The sequence below is a fragment of the Clostridium intestinale genome, from assembly GCF_035905475.1.
In the GTDB taxonomy this organism is placed as follows: Bacteria; Bacillota; Clostridia; order Clostridiales; family Clostridiaceae; genus Clostridium_T; species Clostridium_T intestinale.
The window spans coordinates 4,341,236-4,357,927 of record NZ_CP121166.1 but is presented as its reverse complement, the minus strand read 5'-3'; the positions used below and the strand labels follow the sequence as shown (position 1 = coordinate 4,357,927).

Genomic DNA, 16,692 nt, shown 5'->3' with positions numbered 1-16,692 from the left:
AAAAAACACCTCTCCCTATTAATTTATTAATTGGTTGTCCAACTTTTATTATACATGGATTATTCATTTTTTTAAATACATTTAACTCAAAAACGACAAATTATGATATATTTTTCCTGTATTTATATCATATTATATAAAAATACAGGAAAACACTTGTCGAAATAAGAAACTCAGAAGCTAAATATAATATAACTTCTGAGCTCTATAATTACAATGAGTATATTGTTGGTAAAAATAAACCTAATTTATTTTAAATTTTATCTTCTCTTCTTCTTTTAAAACCTCATTCATACTTCCAGTTCTATACCCAGCTATATCTAATGTGGTATATATAAAACCTATTTTTTTAAACTTAGACGATATCTTGTCCATAAATTCTATATTAAAGAACTTTTCTCTCTCTTCTGGTGCAACTTCAATCCTGGCTATTTCTCCATGATGTCTTACTCTAACCTGTCTTATTCCCATATCAAGTAGAAATTGTTCTGCTTGATCTATCATTTTTAGTTTAGGTAAGGTTATCTTGTTTCCGTAGGGAAATCTTGATGATAAACAAGCAAAAGCAGGCTTGTTCCAAGTTGCAAGTCCATATTCTTTTGATAAATCTCTAATATCCTTTTTGGTTAATCCAGCTTCTTTTAACGGACTAACTACTAATAATTCTTTTGCTGCCAACATTCCTGGTCTATAATCCCCATTATCATCTAAATTCGATCCATCAAAAACATATTCAACCCCATTTTCTAAAGCGACCTCTTTAACTTTTGTAAAAAGCTCTTTTTTACAGTAATAACATCTATTTTTAGGATTGCTCGCAAATCCCTCTATATCAAGCTCCTCAGAAGAAATAATTATATGTTTAACTCCAAAATCTTTTGCATACTTAATTGCTTCATTAAGTTCTCTTTCTGGATAAGTTGATGAAGTAGCTGTAACTGCTATAAGTTTATCCCCTAAAACTTCTTTAGCTACCCTTATAAGAAATGTGCTATCAACACCACCTGAAAAAGCTACTGCAGCACTTCCTTTTTTCCTAATTATATCTTTAAGTAATTCTAATTTCTCATCTAGCAACATATTATCCTCCTAATCATCTCTAAAGTTTATTAATTATACTAGCATTATACGCAGCTCCAAATCCATTATCTATATTTACAACACTAACCCCACTTGCACAACTATTAAGCATTGATAAAAGTGCAGCAACACCACCAAAGTTAGCTCCATATCCCACACTTGTTGGTACTGCTATAACTGGTTTATCTACAAGTCCACCAATAACACTAGCTAATGCGCCCTCCATACCAGCAATTACTATAACCACCTTTGCCCCCTTAATTATGTCTAGTTTAGCAAAAAGTCTATGAATACCAGCCACACCTACATCCGTAATTTTCTCAACCCTATTTCCAAATATTTTTGCTGTTTCTACAGCCTCTTCAACTACATATAAATCAGAAGTTCCTGCCGAAACAACTGCAATATAACTTTCTGTAACTTCTTCTTTTCTCATTTCTACAGTTATAGTTTTTCCTATACTGTTATACCTAGCTTCTGGACATATTTCTTTTACAGCCATATACATTTCTCCTGTAGCTCTAGTTCCCAATATGTTTGTGTTCTTTGTAAGCATAAACCTAACTATATCTCTAACTTGCTCTACAGTTTTTCCTTGGCAATAAATTACCTCTGGATATCCAACTCTAAGCTCTCTATGATTATCAATTAAAGCAAAATCCAAGTCCTTAAAAGGTAAATCCTCTAACTTTTCTAAAGCCTCATCTATTTCTATTTCACTGTCTTTTACTAGTTTAAGAAGGTGTTTTATATCTTCTTTATTCATAATTCTTAGCTCCTATAAATTTCTTCATATACCTGTTTTAGTGGTATACTATTTTCTTTAGCTATAATCTTGCACTCTTCATATTCAGGTTTAGATTTTATTAATTCACCTTTATAATAGGAATTTTTAAGTGTGACTTCTCCAAAAACTGTTGTTTTCTTAGAAAAATCTCTATCTAGCATTATTTTTTCAACTTTATATTTTCTTACCCCTATTGAAGTGGTTTCTTTAAAAATTATCTTTAAAACTTCTTCTTCTTTATATGCACTTACCAGTACGCTTAACTTTATAGCTGGTCTTCCTTTTTTCATAATAATAGCTGTTTTATAAACATCTAAAGCACCATTTGAAAAAAGTTTTTCTTCAATATATTCATAAAACTCTGGATTCATATCATCTATATTTGTTTCAATAATATACTGTTCTTCTGTCTTTTCTGACTCTTTTATTGTCCCTAGATATACTCTTAATACATTAGGTATTTCTAGTTCTCTATGACCTAATCCATAAGCAACTTTGTCTATTTGAAAATCTATTTTATCTGTATATTCTTGAACATTTGCAGCTAATATAGCAGCTCCTGTAGGAGTTGTTGTTTCAAATTCTACTACTCCAGTTTTTACTGGAATACCTTTTAATATCTCAACAGTAGCTGGTGCTGGCACTGGTATTATCCCATGAGCACATTTAACAAATCCTCCACCTAACTGAATACTTGATGCAATAATCTTATCTACCTTTAAATAATCTAATGTTATAGCCGAAGCTACTATATCTATAATCGAATCTACGGCTCCAACTTCATGAAAATGTACCTCATATAAATCTTTCCCATGAACCTTCGCCTCCGCCTCTGCTACCTTCATGAAAGTTTTAATACTTAACGTCCTTACATTATCACTTAAGTCACTTGAGTTGATTATCTCTTCTATTTCCTTTAACCCTCTATGATGATGCTCCATATTATGTTCATTGTCCTCATGATGGTGATGTGTATGAGAATGTTGATGATTATGAGAATGCCCAACAATATTTTCATCACTAAGATTATCGTAGTGGTGATTATAATGATGGTCATGTTCATTTTTCAATATAACATCAACTCTTGTACCTGTTATTCCTTTTTTTATAGTTTTTTGTATTTTTATTTCGTACTCAGAATCTATTTTAAGTTTTGATATTTCTTTTAGTAAATATTCCTGCGGTACACCTAAGTCTAGCATAGCTGCAATGTGCATATCTCCACTTATTCCACAAAAACAGTCATAATATAATACTTTCATAATTTCCTCCAATGCTACTTATATAATGTTATGCTCTTCTAGAAATTGTTTATCTTTTATAATATTCTCATACCTATCATCCCTTATAATGTTATGATTCTCTGAAAACACTATTCCTCGTTTAAATATTCCCTCTACATATTCAAAGTCATGAGTTGCACATATTATTGTCTTGCCACTTTTATTTAACATTATCAATAATTCTTTTAAAAACTTTTTACCTTTAGGGTCTATTCCATTCATAGGTTCGTCCAAAACTAAAACTTCTGGATTCAAGGCTAAAACACTAGCTATAGCAACCCTTTTTTTCTCTCCTCCACTTAAATTATAGGGATGCTCATCTTTAACTTTTTCTATATTAAGCATCCTTAAACAACTACTAACTCTCTTTTCTATATCCTCATTACTCAACCCCATTTGAATAGGACCAAAAGCGATTTCTTCAAATACTGTAGAACAAAAAAGTTGGGTATCAGAATTTTGAAAAACAAAACCAATCTTTTTATGAAAGGACTTTGAAAATTTATTATCTTTAATTGTTTCTTCACTAATCTCAGTTTCATCAAAAAAGTATTTTCCTTGGCTAGCAAAAATAATTCCGTTTAACAATTTTAGAAGAGTAGATTTTCCACTTCCATTAGGTCCAATAATAGCAATTGATTCTCCTTCTTCTATATTTATGTCAATCTTATTTAGAGCCACTTTGTTTTTATATTTAAACGAAACATCTTCGAGCCTTATCATAAACTACTCTCCTTAGTTTTAAACGAATTTAATTGTGAATAAAAGAAACAAACCTAAATTTATAATTACATATATATAATCATACTTCTTAAATGTTAAATTTTTAGATATACTATATTCTCCTACAAAACCTCTACATTCCATTGCACTAGACATCTCTTCACTCATTTTATAGGATTTTAAAAAAACATTTCCCACTATACTTGAAATAAATTTATTTTTATCTTTTGAACTTCCTACTGACCTAAGTTTTAACGCGAATAAAAGATCAATAGAATATTCAGCTAATAGTACAATATATTTTATCGTTATATCCATAATCCAAATAATTATATCTGGTATAAACATTAGTTTTAAAGCTTTATTAATATCACTCCATCTGGTTGTATGAGATAAAATACTCATTAATACTATTGTACTTAATACCTTTTGTAATATTAATAAACTGTTGTATATATTCCCCATTAAAACAGCTGGTATTAATGCTATGAAAGTTATAATAGGAAAAATCAAGCTCATTTTGATTATCCTTATCCCATCTCTTTTATCCATCATTAAAAGTTCGGATAATAAATATATATCGAAAATTCCTACATATATAAAACTTCTGGTTATTGCTATGGCTATTAAGCTTAAGATACTAATAACCACTTTTAATAATGGATTTATGTGATAAATTATTCCCTCTTTAATCTTATTCTCTCTTATAATAGAAACTGTTTTTACCATAGAAAAAATACTTTTCTCAATGTATGAGTTTTTTTCACCTTTTGGTATATAGCTATCTTTTTCTAAAAGCCACTCATCAATCATTTTGCACCTTTTGACTATTTTTATATGATACTTTTCCCCAAAGTTTTATTATTAAAAATATTACAGTTATTCCTACTAAAGCTGAAAGAATATATGCAAAATATTCTTTTAAACCTTCTAATCCATAATCAGGCATTGGTGCTGAGAAATTAAAACCATTTTTCATTCCATTTGGAATAAAACCTACAAGTTCTTGAACTTCTTCAGCTCCCCATTCCCCCCAAGCTGTACCAGTTGCCAAAAGTCCTAATGGTGTTGCTAAAGCTAATATTCCTATTAAAAAATATAGTGGTTTTATTTTATTATTAGATTCCTTATATATTATTTCTGGTGTTAATTTCTTTACATAGCTATACACACCAGTAGTTATAATTCCTTCTAAAACTCCTGCCACTAATAAATGTGGTATCATCATAGCTGGAATTGCTATAGCTAATCCATAGGGACTATATATAGGTAATCCAGCTCCATCTTTAAAAAGTATTGGTTGAATACCAAATTCAATAGCTGTAAATAAAGCCGCTATATTTAAAGATACATAGCCTGCTATAAAAACTCCTATATATTCCCCTTTTTTATTTTTAATAAAACTTTTTATAAAATTGAACACATAGTGAGCAGTAAAGGGCATAATAAACGCCATATTAAAACAATTAACTGCTAAAGCTAAAACCCCACCATCTCCAAAAAACAAGGCTTGTACAGTCAATGCTATAGTAACTGAAATAACAGCGCAATAAGGGCCTAATAAAATTGCTGCAAGGGCTGCTCCAACAGCATGTCCAGTAGTTCCTCCTGGAAGTGGAATGTTAAACATCATAACTAAAAAAGAAAAAGCAGCACACACTCCAAGTAAAGGCATTTTTTGTCTAGTTACTTCCTGTTTTATTTTTATAATAGCTCTCCTCCATACAGGTACCATTGCTACTCCGAAGGTAGCACAAGTAGAAGGACTTAGATAATTATCTGGTATATGCATTTTAACCCCTCCAAATTCTTTAAACACAAATATTGCCATAAAATCTTTTCTGATTTCATGACAATACTCTATTATTTAAACAAATAATTCTGTAACATTTTTTAACTCTTCACGAATTTTAATAGCTTGTGGACAATGAGTTTCGCATTTACCACATTCAACACATTTTGACGCTCTTTCCTCTTCTCTTACAGAACTATATCTTGCTTTAAGTTCTTTTTCTGTATCAGGTGTTGCAAATAAACTAAATTCATTATAATAAGTGAAGTTTTTAGGAATATTTACTCCTGCTGGGCAAGGCATGCAATATTCGCAAGCTGTACAGTTAACTTTTATCCTTTGTTTAAATACAGTTTTAACTTTATCCATTATTTCTAATTCTTTATATGTCAATGAATTTGGCTCAGCTTGGCTAGCAACTCTTAAGTTTTCTGTAACATTATCCATAGTATTCATTCCACTTAAAACAACCGATACTTCTGGATGATTCCATACCCATCTTAGTGCCCACTCAGCTGGAGTTCTTTTTACATCTGCTTCATCAAATGTATTCATAACAGCTTCTGGCAGATTTTTAACTATTTTTCCACCTCTAAGAGGTTCCATAATAGCAACACCTAAACCTCTATTAGCAGCATACTCTAATCCTTCTTTTCCTGCTTGATAATCCTCATCTAAGTAATTAAATTGTATTTGGCAAAATGACCAATCATAGTAATCTACGATTCCCTTAAATACTTCTAACTTATCATGGAAAGAGAATCCAGCATATCTTATTCTTCCATCTTTTATAGCTGAATCTAAAAACTCATCTATACCTAATTCTTTTAAGTTTTCCCATGTTGCTGCACTAAGTGCATGCACTAAATAGAAATCTATTCTATCTGTTTGCAAACGTTCTAATTGCTCATTTAAGTATTTGTCCATGTCTTCTCTAGTTTTTATTAACCAACTTGGAAGTTTTGTAGCTATATTAACCTTATCTCTATAGCCATCTTTTAATGCTCTTGCAACAAAAGGCTCACTTTCTCCTCCTCTTCCCATTCCTGTACCGTGGTAAGGGTATGCAGTATCAACATAATTAAGTCCCTGATCAATTGCATGACGAAGCATCTTTATAGCCTTTTCATCATCAATTTTTGTTGTATCTCCATCTATAATCGGTAATCTCATACATCCAAATCCTAACACAGAAACCTTCTCGTTAGTTTTTCCATAAGTTCTATATAACATTATAGTTCCTCCTCTTAAACTTCTATTTATCTATCCATAAGGATTTTGGGCTTAATCCTTATATGTTTTATTTATATGCTTTAGTCATAATTTCTATGGTTTCTTCTAATGATAATTTATATGGATCTAATCTAAAAAGTCCTCCCATAGTTTCTCTTGCATTTTTAGCTAGTGCTGGTATCTCTTCCTTTGCTATTCCGTAGTCAGACATCTTTAGATTATCAACTCCACACTCCTTTTGTAACTTTAATAAGGCATCTACAAACATCATAGGACGTTCTTCTTTAGGTACTGAATGGAAATCAATCCCCATAGCTTTAGCCATAGATACGAATCTTTCGGGAGCCTTATCTGCAAAAAACTTATAATATTCTTCTGAAAGCATAATTAACCCAGCCCCATGAGGAAGCTCTGGATAATGTGCACTTAGCGCATGTTCCATTGAATGTTCTGATGTACAGCTAGATGTAGACTCAACTAACCCTGAAAGAGTATTAGCTAAAGCCACTTGTATACGAGCCTCAAGATTATCACCTTCATTAACACATATAGGAAGATATTTTGCTATTAATTTTATACTTTTTAAAGCATAGGCGTCACTTATAGGTGTTGAAATATTGGCTATATATCCTTCTGTTGCATGAAACAATGCATCAAACCCTTGATACGCTGTTAAATTTTTAGGAACTGTTAGCATAAGTTCTGGATCAACTACTGATAAGGTTGGAAATGTATCTTCATTACCGAAACCTATTTTTTCATTTGTTTCTTCTTTTGTTATAACAGTCCATGGATCAGCCTCTGTTCCTGTCCCTGCTGTAGTTGTTATTGCAACTATAGGAAGTGCACTGTTTTTGACTTGAAGCCCTTTTCCAGTTCCACCAGATATATAATCCCAATAGTCACCTGGATTTTTTGCCATAACTGCAATACTTTTTGAAGAGTCAATACTACTTCCCCCTCCAAGCCCTATTACAAAATCACAATTCTCTTTTTTTGCAATATCTGCACCTTCCATTACATGAGCTTTAATAGGATTAGGTAAAATCTTATCAAATAAAACGTATTCAATCCCTCTACCAGATAAGATTTTCTGTAACCTATCTAAATAGCCATATTTCTTTACTGACTTTCCTGCTGTAGTTACAATTAATGCTTTTGTTCCTGGAAGCTTTTCCATTGATAATTCATTTAACTTTCCAGGTCCAAATAAAATTTTTGTAGGTATATGATAATTAAAATCCATAAGTCCACCTCCAACTAAAAGTTTTATTTATTCCATTAAATACAGTATAATCTTATAGTTAAGTCTAAACAAGAATGTACTTTATTGATAGATAGTATCCTTTATGATACCTATATTATGTTAAATTTAGTTTTTATAGTATAATACTATTATACATTATCATTAAATTTTTAGGAGGTGCTTATGCCCAATAATCTAAATAAAACTAAAAATGCTACCTGTGAATTTGAAGTAGCTTTTGAGGTTATAGGTGGTAAATGGAAACCCTTAATCTTATGGTTTTTATCTAAATCTGGAACTTTAAGATTTAGTCAAATTCAACATTCTATTCCTGATATTACACATAAAATATTAACTAAACAATTAAGAGAATTAGAAGAAAATCACTTAATCGTAAGAAAGATTTATCCTGAAGTTCCTCCGAAGGTAGAGTACTCCATAACAAATAGTGGCAAAGAAGTCATCCCTATTCTTGGGATGATGTGTGATTGGGCCTATAAAAATGATTATTTCGATTATGATATCAAATATAATCTTTGTGATGAGGAATGTTCTAACTCTTAAACTAATTTTGTTATTATATATTATTTAATGATAGTCAAAAGGGGCCATAGCAAAACTAGCATATTTAGTTTTGCTATGGCTCCAAAATTATCTTTTATTATATAAATATTAAGCTATCTTTCCTACTATTTTGAATCATTAATTACCTGACTTCCTTCTATATCTATATTTATGTCTAAATTAAAATCTACTTTATCCATTATGTTTTCAATATTAAGCCCATGATATTCAACTTCTAGCTCTCTTTGTATATTTAATATATCTATATTTTCTTCTTTACATTTTCTTAATAGATTTTCGCATCTATCCTTTACAGTTTTTTCTGCTGATTCTTTTACTTGTTTTCTAATATTATCATCTGTTAAAGTTATACTCTTTTGAGCTTCCTCTAGGGATGACCTAACATTAATTTTAAAATCACACTTTATTCTATCTCCATTATACTTAAGTAATTTCTTTGTGGAGCCTTTTAGTATATCTAATGATATAACCTTACCTTCATTCATAGGATTTATAGTTGTTATATCTCCAAGTTTAATATCATTCATAAGAATTTTATATGCCTCTACTTCATCTTTTTCGATTTTTCCTATCATTTTATCATCACTTATAATAGCTGCACCACTAAATTCAAGTCGATCTCTTTTACTTTCCTCACTTGTTTTTATAATAGGCATTATATTGACCCGGCTTCCCATTAGCCTATTATTTGAATATTCATCAAGTCTAAGCCTTGCAATATTTAATAACTTTCCTTGATATATCATACTATTATCAAGAAATAATCCTATAAAATTTTCATCTCTTATTTGAATATTGACTAAGTCTTCTGGATTCCCACAATATATAAACATAAACTCTCTTAATGTTGGTCTTTGATTTCTTAATGATGAATCTACCAAAACATCCATCCCAGCTCTCGCAGCTCTCTCAGTATATATTAGAACCCTATTAACATCGTAAGCTACAGGAGAACCTGTAAGTGTGTTTATATCATAAAAAGCATCTAAAAGGGTTTCTCCTCTTCCTTTAATTATAACTCTATCTTCTCTTCCCATTTTTTCTTCTCCATACCTATGGGTTTTAAAAAACTCTCCATATAAAATTATATCTCCAGAAGTATCCACATCTAATATAGCCGCTAATGAAAATAATAATTTATTCATGTCTCTATAATTAAAACATCCTACATTTAAAGTTGTAGCTATTACCATAAAAATGCATATTAACTTCTTCATATTCTAATCCTCCTCAGAGAATATATTAGATGATATTTTATCTAAATCCCCTCTAAATATAACATCTTTATATTTAAAGCTTTTTAATGTTCCTAATGGATACAGGTATGGATATCCACAACTAGTTAAGCTAGCTAAATGAGATACAAATAATACAAAGCTTATATAAAATCCTGGTAACCCCAAAGAGGCTGAAAATATTATTATTAAAATATTCCAAGTAAATATCGCTACGTAAACCTTAGGAACCAAATATGATGCTATAGAAGTAATCGCTACAACAACAACTGTAACTTGTGATGCTAATCCAGAATTCACTGCTGCATCTCCTAATATAAGTGCTCCTACTATACTTAATGTGGGCCCTATTGGTTGAGGAAGTCTGACACCGGCCTCTCTTATAATTTGAAAGAATATAATCATATATAGTAGTTCTACCACTGTTGGGACTGGTACTCCAGCTCTAAATACAGCCATTCTAAGTAAAAATGTTGAGGGTACAAGTTTAAAGTGATAGGTAACTAAAGCTATATATATTCCTGGAAGTAAAGTAGATATCCCAAATGAAAACCACCTTAAAAATCTCGCCATATTCGCCATAAATTTATTTAATGTATAGTCATCAGTGGTTTGGAAGTTTTCAATAAAAAAATAAGGTGCGGTTATTGCAAAACTACCACCATCTGCCATTACTAAAACTCTTCCTTCTGATATCTTTGATGCTGCAACATCTGGCTTCTCAGTGTAGCCAATAGTATCAAAAGGAGTTCCTTTATTCCTTAGCCCTTCTTCTATAGAAGAAATATCAAAAATAAACTCATCTTTAAAATTTCTGCTTATATCATTTATTTTGTCTCTTACTGTCTTTATTAATTTTTCTGGAGCTTTGTCTTCCATATAAAAAATCGCAACAGTAGTTTTTGATTCTTTTCCAAGAATAACACTTTCTATTTTTAAGTTAGCACTTTTAATCCTTCTTCTTATAGCTGATATGTTATCTTGGATATTTTCTGAAAAACCTTCTCGTGGTCCTTTTATTACTGTTTCTGTAATTGGAATATCAATAGATCTTTTAGGAAAACCTTTAACCTCACAGCATAAACACCTATTAATATCATCAAAAATTATTACAGCATTAGCAGTTAAAATACTAGTTATAATCTCTTCTTTACCTTTTGCCTCTTCTATTGAATTGGATACTATAACTCTTCCCTTTATATCATCTACATTGTGGTATTCTTCTCCTCTTGTCATAATTGGTGCAATTATATATTCACTTATAAACTTAGAATCACATAAGCTTTCTATATAAACAATGTAAATATTATTATCATGCCACTTAAGCTCTCTATATTTTACATCAAAGGTATTATTTAAGCGTTCTCTTACATATTCAATATATGAAACTCCCATATCTCATCACCTTTTAAACTTTTCTATTTAATATGTAATAATATTCCCTATTTCGAAGATAATAAGTATATGTAATTATTTCTAAGTTAACCATAATTTCAGGAGGATGCTCTTTTATGGATAAATTTTCGCCAAAACACTTTCTTTTCTTAATATTAGGAGTATCAATAGTCTCTTTAAAAACTTATCCTACAACCTTCATACGCGATGGATTAAGGGATACATGGATAGGTGTAATAATATCGTCAATTATAATTTTTATAGTTTATATATACATAATCACGATATGGAAAAAAAAATCAGACTATAATTTAATTAAGATATATAGAGAAGCTATAGGTAATAACCTAGGTAATATAGTAATTGTTTTATTTATGTTTACACTTTTTTTTACATTGATTGAAAGTGCTTCTATTGAAGCAGACTCAATGCATCAAAACATGCTCCTTGAGACTCCAAATTGGTACTTATTATTGTTTTTTGTTGTTCCAGCCATATACACAATAAAAAAGGATTTAGTTTCTATTGTCACAATATCTATAATAGGAATTATGCTTATAATTATTGCTGGAATAAATCTTTCTATATTAACAACAAAATATAAAGATATAAAGCTTCTATTTCCTATATTTGAACATGGTCTTACCCCTGGTTTTTTTATTTCTATTCTTAAATCCCTAGGGCTATATGGTTCGATCTGCATAACCCTTCCATATTTAAATAAAATAAGTGATAAAAAAGGCAGAATGACTAGATATGTTGTAATAGCTTTACTATTTGTTATACAAATGCAGATTATGGCTATATCAGGTATATTAATGACCTTTACTCCTGATTTAGCAATTACTATGAATTATCCTAAGCTTCTACAGACTCAACAGGTGAGTTATCTACAGTTTCTAGAATTTGGAGAACTTTATGTAATGCTCCAGATAGTTGGTGGATGGCTTCTTAAATATATCATCACATTTTATTCATTAATACTGCTTTTAAGAAACTTTAATATAAAGGAAAAATACGTATCTTATTCTATCTACGCTATTAGTTTCCTAGTGTTTATATGTGCTTATATTTCTTCTAAAAATTCTTTCATACTTTTTAAACTTCTTAATTATTATGAATTTGTAGCACTTATAAACTTTGTTATTATTCCTTTAATTGTATTTATGCGTTTTAATAGGAAACTCAAAGTTCAAAAGAGCTCTTGATATAATTCACTAAAGCCTTTAAACTTAACTAGACCCATAAAATATAAAGGGAGAATGAATTATGAATTTTAAAGACTTAGGAATTAATGATGATATTATAAAGGTATTAAGAAAAAATGGTATTACAGAACCTACAGAGATTCAAAAAAGCAGCATAGCTTATATAAAACAAGGTAGGGACGTAATAGGTGAAGCTCAAACTGGCACTGGAAAAACTCTCGCTTTTTTACTGCCTATATTAGAGAATATATCCCCTGAATTACAATCAACTCAAGCTTTAATACTTACGCCTACTAGAGAATTAGCTATACAGATAGCTGAAGAAGTTAATAAGCTAAAAGAGGTTAAAAATATAAATGTTTTATCTGCCTATGGCGGTAAAGACATTGGATCTCAACTAAAAAAATTAAAAAAGAATATTCATTTAATTATAGCAACTCCTGGTAGACTCCTGGATCACATTGAGAGAAAAAGTATTGATCTTAGTAAACTTAAGACTTTTATCTTAGATGAAGCAGATCAAATGCTTTTAATGGGATTTAAAAATGAAGTTGAAACTATAATTAAAGAAACGCCTAAAAAACGTCAAACTATCTGCTTCTCTGCTACTATAAACTCTGATGTTAAAAAACTGGCATATAGATATATGATTGACCCATTAATGATTTCAGTACAGAAAAAAGAGGTTACTCTAGATTCTATTAAGCAGTTTGTTGTTAAAACCGTGGATAGAAGAAAAAAAGATGCTCTATGCAAGGTTCTAGATGAAGATAATCCTTTTATGGCTATAATCTTTTGCAGAACCAAAAGAAGAGTTGATGAACTTGAAATTGCTCTACACCAACGTGGATATAATTGCGTAAAATTACATAGTGATATATTACAATCAAAACGTGAGAGAATCATGAAATCTTTTAGAAATGCTGATATTCAATATCTAATTGCTACTGATGTGGCTGCTAGAGGATTAGATATAAGCGGAGTTTCTCACATATATAATTACGATATTCCTGAAACTCCTGAAAGCTACATACATAGAATAGGAAGAACTGGAAGAGCTGGCGAAAGCGGCTATACCTGTTTATTTATTGATCCAAAGGATAACAGAGCCTTAGAAGAAATTGAAAAAGCCATAAAATCTAAGATCCCTGAGAGAGAAGTTAATATATAGAAAAAACCACCTTTCCGTGAGGTGGTTTTTTATTATTTGCTCTCTACTTCTATATATCTATTGTCGGATTTCTTAACTTTTTGAACTCTTTCTATTTTATCAAGCTTTCTCATTATAAACTTTTCAATCTCAACTATTACAAATACTATTACTCCCATAGCTATTGGAAATCTCCAATAAGATAATGCTAGTGGTACTGTATTAAAAATTGTATTCATAAATGGTATATAGGTTATTGAAAGTTGTAGAACTATAAGAAGTCCCGAAACAATGAACACTGCTTTATTTGAAAAGAAATTTTTATCAAAAGCAAAATCTCTTATGCTTCTGCTATTAAACAAATGGAACATCTGCGTAATAACTATTGTTTGCAGAGTTATTGTTCTAACCATGTCTATATCATACCCTCTATTTAAGAGATTAACATTCATAAACAATGTTCCACCCCCTATAATCACTGATACAAATAGAATTCTCCAAATAAAATATTTATCTAGCAATGGAGCTTTAGCTACTCTTGGTGGTCTTTTCATTGCTCCTTTTTCCATTTTCTCAAAAGCTAGAGCTAGTGATATAGTTACAGAGGTAACCATGTTAACCCAAAGAATTTGAACTGGATTAAGTGGTATCATCGTACCAAATAGAATACTTGCAATTATTAAAAAACTTTCTGCACCATTAGTAGGAAGTATAAATAGGATTGTTTTCTTTAAATTATCGTATACTCTTCTTCCTTCCTCTACTGCATTAACTATAGTTTTAAAGTTATCATCTACAAGAACCATCTCTGATGCATCCTTAGTAACTTCTGTTCCCTTTATTCCCATAGCTATTCCAACATCAGCTTTCTTTAGTGCTGGTGCATCATTTACACCATCCCCAGTCATTGCACATATTATTCCTTCATCTTGAAGAGCCTTAACTAGCTTTAACTTATGCTCCGGGCTTGTTCTTGCGAATATATTGTATTTAATTGCAGCTCTTCTTAGCTCTTTTTCACTCATTTTTTCAATATCGCTACCTTCTATAGCTAGGTCTGCATTTAGTATACCCATCTGCTTACCTATAGCTTTAGCTGTACCTATATGATCTCCAGTAATCATTTTTACTGTTATTCCAGCTTCAGCACATTCTTTAATCGCTTCAATAGCTTCTTCTCTTGGAGGGTCTATAATCCCTACTAATCCTAAGAAAACTATGTCTGTTCTTAAATCTTCTTGAGTTATTGAGGCAATTTCATTACTAACTTTTTTATAAGCTGCACCTATTACTCTTTGGCCAGTTTCAGTTAAGGCCTCCATCTTCTCTTCCCATTTATCTTTGTTAAATTCTACTAATCCATCCTTAGTTTCCTGTAGCTTAGCTATATCAAAAAGCCTATCTGGAGCTCCTTTTATATAGATTATTTTTTCATCATTATGATTAACCAATGTAGCCATATACTTATACTCAGAATCAAATGGAATTGTAGATTCTCTGTATAAATTACTTGAGTCTATATTTGCTTTCTCGCTAAGTGTTAATAAAGATCCCTCAGTAGGATCGCCTTTTATGCTCCAATTACCATTTTCATCTTCATTTAAACTTGAATCATTACAGATTTTAAAAACCTTAATGGTTTCAAGTAACACCTTATCCTCTTCTACATTGACTTCTTTTTCATCTTTAATAAATTTTCCATTAGGTGAATATCCTGTTCCTGTAACTTTGTAATCCTCATCTGCTGTTATAACATCCTGTACTGTCATCTCATTTTTAGTTAAGGTTCCAGTCTTATCTGAACATATTACTGAAACTGATCCTAAGGTTTCTACCGATGGAAGATTACGTATGATTGCATTTCTCTTAGCCATGTTTTGCACACCAATTGCTAATATGATAGATAATATAGCAGGTAACCCCTCTGGTATTGCAGCCACTGCAAGTCCTATAACAGATAAGAGTAACTCACTAGAAGTATACTCCCTCAAATAGTGACCAAAAACATATACAAGTATAGCAATTACTACAATAACAACCGCCACTTTCTTCCCAAAATTAGAAGTTTGTTTAAGAAGTGGAGTCTCCATCTGCTCAACTTCAGACATAAGCTTATTAATTTTACCTATTTCGCTATCTTCTCCGATAGCTACAACTACTCCAAGTCCAGTCCCAGAACTTACTGTTGTACCTGAAAATACCATATTATCTCTATCTCCTAAAACTACGTCTTCTTTAAGAATATAAGTGTTTTTATCTACGGAAGTAGCTTCTCCAGTTAAAGGCGATTCTTCTAATTTTAAATTATCAGCTCTTAAAAGTCTCATATCTGCTGGAATCTTATCACCAGGACTTATTAGTACTATATCTCCAATAACTACTTCTGAAGAATCTATCTCTAATCTCTTACCGTCTCTAATTACATGGGCCTTAAGGGAAAGCATGTTTTTTATTCCTTCTAATGCCTTCTCTGCTTTATTCTCTTGGAAGAAACCTATTAGTGCATTTATAATAACTACAACTACTATAACTGCCGTATCAACAAAGTGTCCTAAACTTGCAGTTATGACTGCTGAAACTAAAAGTACATATATTAAAACATCATTAAAATGTTTTATAAATCTCATAAATAGATTCTGCTTCTTTCCCTCTGGAAGAATATTTTTCCCGTACCTTTCAATTCTATCTTGTGCTTCTTTTTCTGATAACCCTTTTGAAATACTAGTATCTAAAATATTTAATACATTTTGCTCAGACAGGCTATACCATTTTTCTTTATTTACTCTCATAAATCATCCCCCTACATTTAAGATTTATTTTACTAATGTTGTTAATTATTTCTAAACTAACATTTAATTCATTCTTTAATATCATTCTATCATTAAATGATAATTAAATCAATCATTTTTAATCAATTGATTATTTACAGTCATTTTTAATATCATTTATTTATTATGTTGAATCAATATTAAAAA

The 16,692-nt window shown here is 30.6% G+C and carries 14 protein-coding genes; 3 read left to right on the top strand and 11 right to left on the bottom strand.

What is annotated here, in order from left to right:
- Nucleotides 1–243: 243 nt before the first annotated feature.
- The 8 genes from larE to P8F83_RS21960 all read right to left on the bottom strand — a co-directional run bounded on the left by larE (nucleotide 244) and on the right by P8F83_RS21960 (nucleotide 8,144).
- Entirely contained in the window at nucleotides 244–1,080 is an 837-nt protein-coding gene (gene larE, locus P8F83_RS21995) for an ATP-dependent sacrificial sulfur transferase LarE (protein ID WP_326512681.1), read from the bottom strand.
- 19 nt (nucleotides 1,081–1,099) lie between these two features.
- Nucleotides 1,100–1,846, bottom strand: coding sequence for a nickel pincer cofactor biosynthesis protein LarB (gene larB, locus P8F83_RS21990; RefSeq protein WP_326512680.1), 747 nt, complete (start codon nucleotides 1,844–1,846; stop codon nucleotides 1,100–1,102).
- A gap of 5 nt (nucleotides 1,847–1,851) precedes the next feature.
- A complete protein-coding gene (gene larC, locus P8F83_RS21985; RefSeq protein WP_326512679.1) occupies nucleotides 1,852–3,129 on the bottom strand; it encodes a nickel pincer cofactor biosynthesis protein LarC in 1,278 nt (425 codons plus the stop codon).
- 18 nt (nucleotides 3,130–3,147) lie between these two features.
- Entirely contained in the window at nucleotides 3,148–3,873 is a 726-nt protein-coding gene (locus tag P8F83_RS21980) for an energy-coupling factor ABC transporter ATP-binding protein (protein WP_326512678.1), read from the bottom strand.
- An 18-nt stretch (nucleotides 3,874–3,891) separates the two neighbouring features.
- Nucleotides 3,892–4,686 carry an energy-coupling factor transporter transmembrane component T gene (locus P8F83_RS21975; RefSeq protein ID WP_326512677.1) on the bottom strand — a complete coding sequence of 265 codons (795 nt, stop codon included), beginning with the start codon at nucleotides 4,684–4,686 and terminating at the stop codon, nucleotides 3,892–3,894.
- Nucleotides 4,679–5,665, bottom strand: a complete 987-nt coding sequence (cbiM, locus tag P8F83_RS21970) for a cobalt transporter CbiM (RefSeq protein ID WP_326514871.1) — start codon at nucleotides 5,663–5,665, stop codon at nucleotides 4,679–4,681. Before cbiM ends, P8F83_RS21975 begins: the two co-directional genes overlap by 8 nt.
- Before the next feature lie 75 nt (nucleotides 5,666–5,740).
- Nucleotides 5,741–6,898 carry an aldo/keto reductase gene (locus P8F83_RS21965; RefSeq protein WP_326512676.1) on the bottom strand — a complete coding sequence of 386 codons (1,158 nt, stop codon included), beginning with the start codon at nucleotides 6,896–6,898 and terminating at the stop codon, nucleotides 5,741–5,743.
- Between the two features lie 67 nt (nucleotides 6,899–6,965).
- The gene (locus P8F83_RS21960; protein WP_326512675.1) at nucleotides 6,966–8,144 is read right to left on the bottom strand and encodes an iron-containing alcohol dehydrogenase; all 1,179 of its coding nucleotides are present in this window, start codon (nucleotides 8,142–8,144) and stop codon (nucleotides 6,966–6,968) included.
- 183 nt (nucleotides 8,145–8,327) lie between these two features.
- Between P8F83_RS21960 and P8F83_RS21955 the strand changes: the two genes are divergently transcribed.
- A complete protein-coding gene (locus P8F83_RS21955; protein ID WP_315110241.1) occupies nucleotides 8,328–8,708 on the top strand; it encodes a winged helix-turn-helix transcriptional regulator in 381 nt (126 codons plus the stop codon).
- A 125-nt stretch (nucleotides 8,709–8,833) separates the two neighbouring features.
- Here P8F83_RS21955 and P8F83_RS21950 read toward each other — a convergent pair whose 3' ends face one another.
- Both P8F83_RS21950 and P8F83_RS21945 read right to left on the bottom strand, forming a co-directional pair.
- On the bottom strand, nucleotides 8,834–9,946 hold the full coding sequence (locus P8F83_RS21950; protein WP_326512674.1) for a Ger(x)C family spore germination protein: 1,113 nt from the start codon (nucleotides 9,944–9,946) through the stop codon (nucleotides 8,834–8,836).
- A gap of 3 nt (nucleotides 9,947–9,949) precedes the next feature.
- A complete protein-coding gene (locus P8F83_RS21945) occupies nucleotides 9,950–11,359 on the bottom strand; it encodes a spore germination protein (protein ID WP_326512673.1) in 1,410 nt (469 codons plus the stop codon).
- Between the two features lie 116 nt (nucleotides 11,360–11,475).
- Between P8F83_RS21945 and P8F83_RS21940 the strand changes: the two genes are divergently transcribed.
- Both P8F83_RS21940 and P8F83_RS21935 read left to right on the top strand, forming a co-directional pair.
- A complete protein-coding gene (locus P8F83_RS21940) occupies nucleotides 11,476–12,567 on the top strand; it encodes an endospore germination permease (RefSeq protein WP_326512672.1) in 1,092 nt (363 codons plus the stop codon).
- Between the two features lie 61 nt (nucleotides 12,568–12,628).
- The gene (locus P8F83_RS21935; RefSeq protein ID WP_326512671.1) at nucleotides 12,629–13,738 is read left to right on the top strand and encodes a DEAD/DEAH box helicase; all 1,110 of its coding nucleotides are present in this window, start codon (nucleotides 12,629–12,631) and stop codon (nucleotides 13,736–13,738) included.
- A gap of 32 nt (nucleotides 13,739–13,770) precedes the next feature.
- On the opposite strand, the gene P8F83_RS21930 is transcribed toward P8F83_RS21935, so the two are convergent.
- Nucleotides 13,771–16,506 carry a cation-transporting P-type ATPase gene (locus P8F83_RS21930; RefSeq protein WP_326512670.1) on the bottom strand — a complete coding sequence of 912 codons (2,736 nt, stop codon included), beginning with the start codon at nucleotides 16,504–16,506 and terminating at the stop codon, nucleotides 13,771–13,773.
- Nucleotides 16,507–16,692 lie beyond the last annotated feature (186 nt).

Coding starts and splice junctions, on each gene's coding strand:
- larE (WP_326512681.1), bottom strand. CDS start 1,080: ATGTTGCTAGATGAGAAATTAGAATTACTTAAAGATATAATTAGGAAA.
- larB (WP_326512680.1), bottom strand. CDS start 1,846: ATGAATAAAGAAGATATAAAACACCTTCTTAAACTAGTAAAAGACAGT.
- larC (WP_326512679.1), bottom strand. CDS start 3,129: ATGAAAGTATTATATTATGACTGTTTTTGTGGAATAAGTGGAGATATG.
- P8F83_RS21980 (WP_326512678.1), bottom strand. CDS start 3,873: ATGATAAGGCTCGAAGATGTTTCGTTTAAATATAAAAACAAAGTGGCT.
- P8F83_RS21975 (WP_326512677.1), bottom strand. CDS start 4,686: ATGATTGATGAGTGGCTTTTAGAAAAAGATAGCTATATACCAAAAGGT.
- cbiM (WP_326514871.1), bottom strand. CDS start 5,665: ATGCATATACCAGATAATTATCTAAGTCCTTCTACTTGTGCTACCTTC.
- P8F83_RS21965 (WP_326512676.1), bottom strand. CDS start 6,898: ATGTTATATAGAACTTATGGAAAAACTAACGAGAAGGTTTCTGTGTTA.
- P8F83_RS21960 (WP_326512675.1), bottom strand. CDS start 8,144: ATGGATTTTAATTATCATATACCTACAAAAATTTTATTTGGACCTGGA.
- P8F83_RS21955 (WP_315110241.1), top strand. CDS start 8,328: ATGCCCAATAATCTAAATAAAACTAAAAATGCTACCTGTGAATTTGAA.
- P8F83_RS21950 (WP_326512674.1), bottom strand. CDS start 9,946: ATGAAGAAGTTAATATGCATTTTTATGGTAATAGCTACAACTTTAAAT.
- P8F83_RS21945 (WP_326512673.1), bottom strand. CDS start 11,359: ATGGGAGTTTCATATATTGAATATGTAAGAGAACGCTTAAATAATACC.
- P8F83_RS21940 (WP_326512672.1), top strand. CDS start 11,476: ATGGATAAATTTTCGCCAAAACACTTTCTTTTCTTAATATTAGGAGTA.
- P8F83_RS21935 (WP_326512671.1), top strand. CDS start 12,629: ATGAATTTTAAAGACTTAGGAATTAATGATGATATTATAAAGGTATTA.
- P8F83_RS21930 (WP_326512670.1), bottom strand. CDS start 16,506: ATGAGAGTAAATAAAGAAAAATGGTATAGCCTGTCTGAGCAAAATGTA.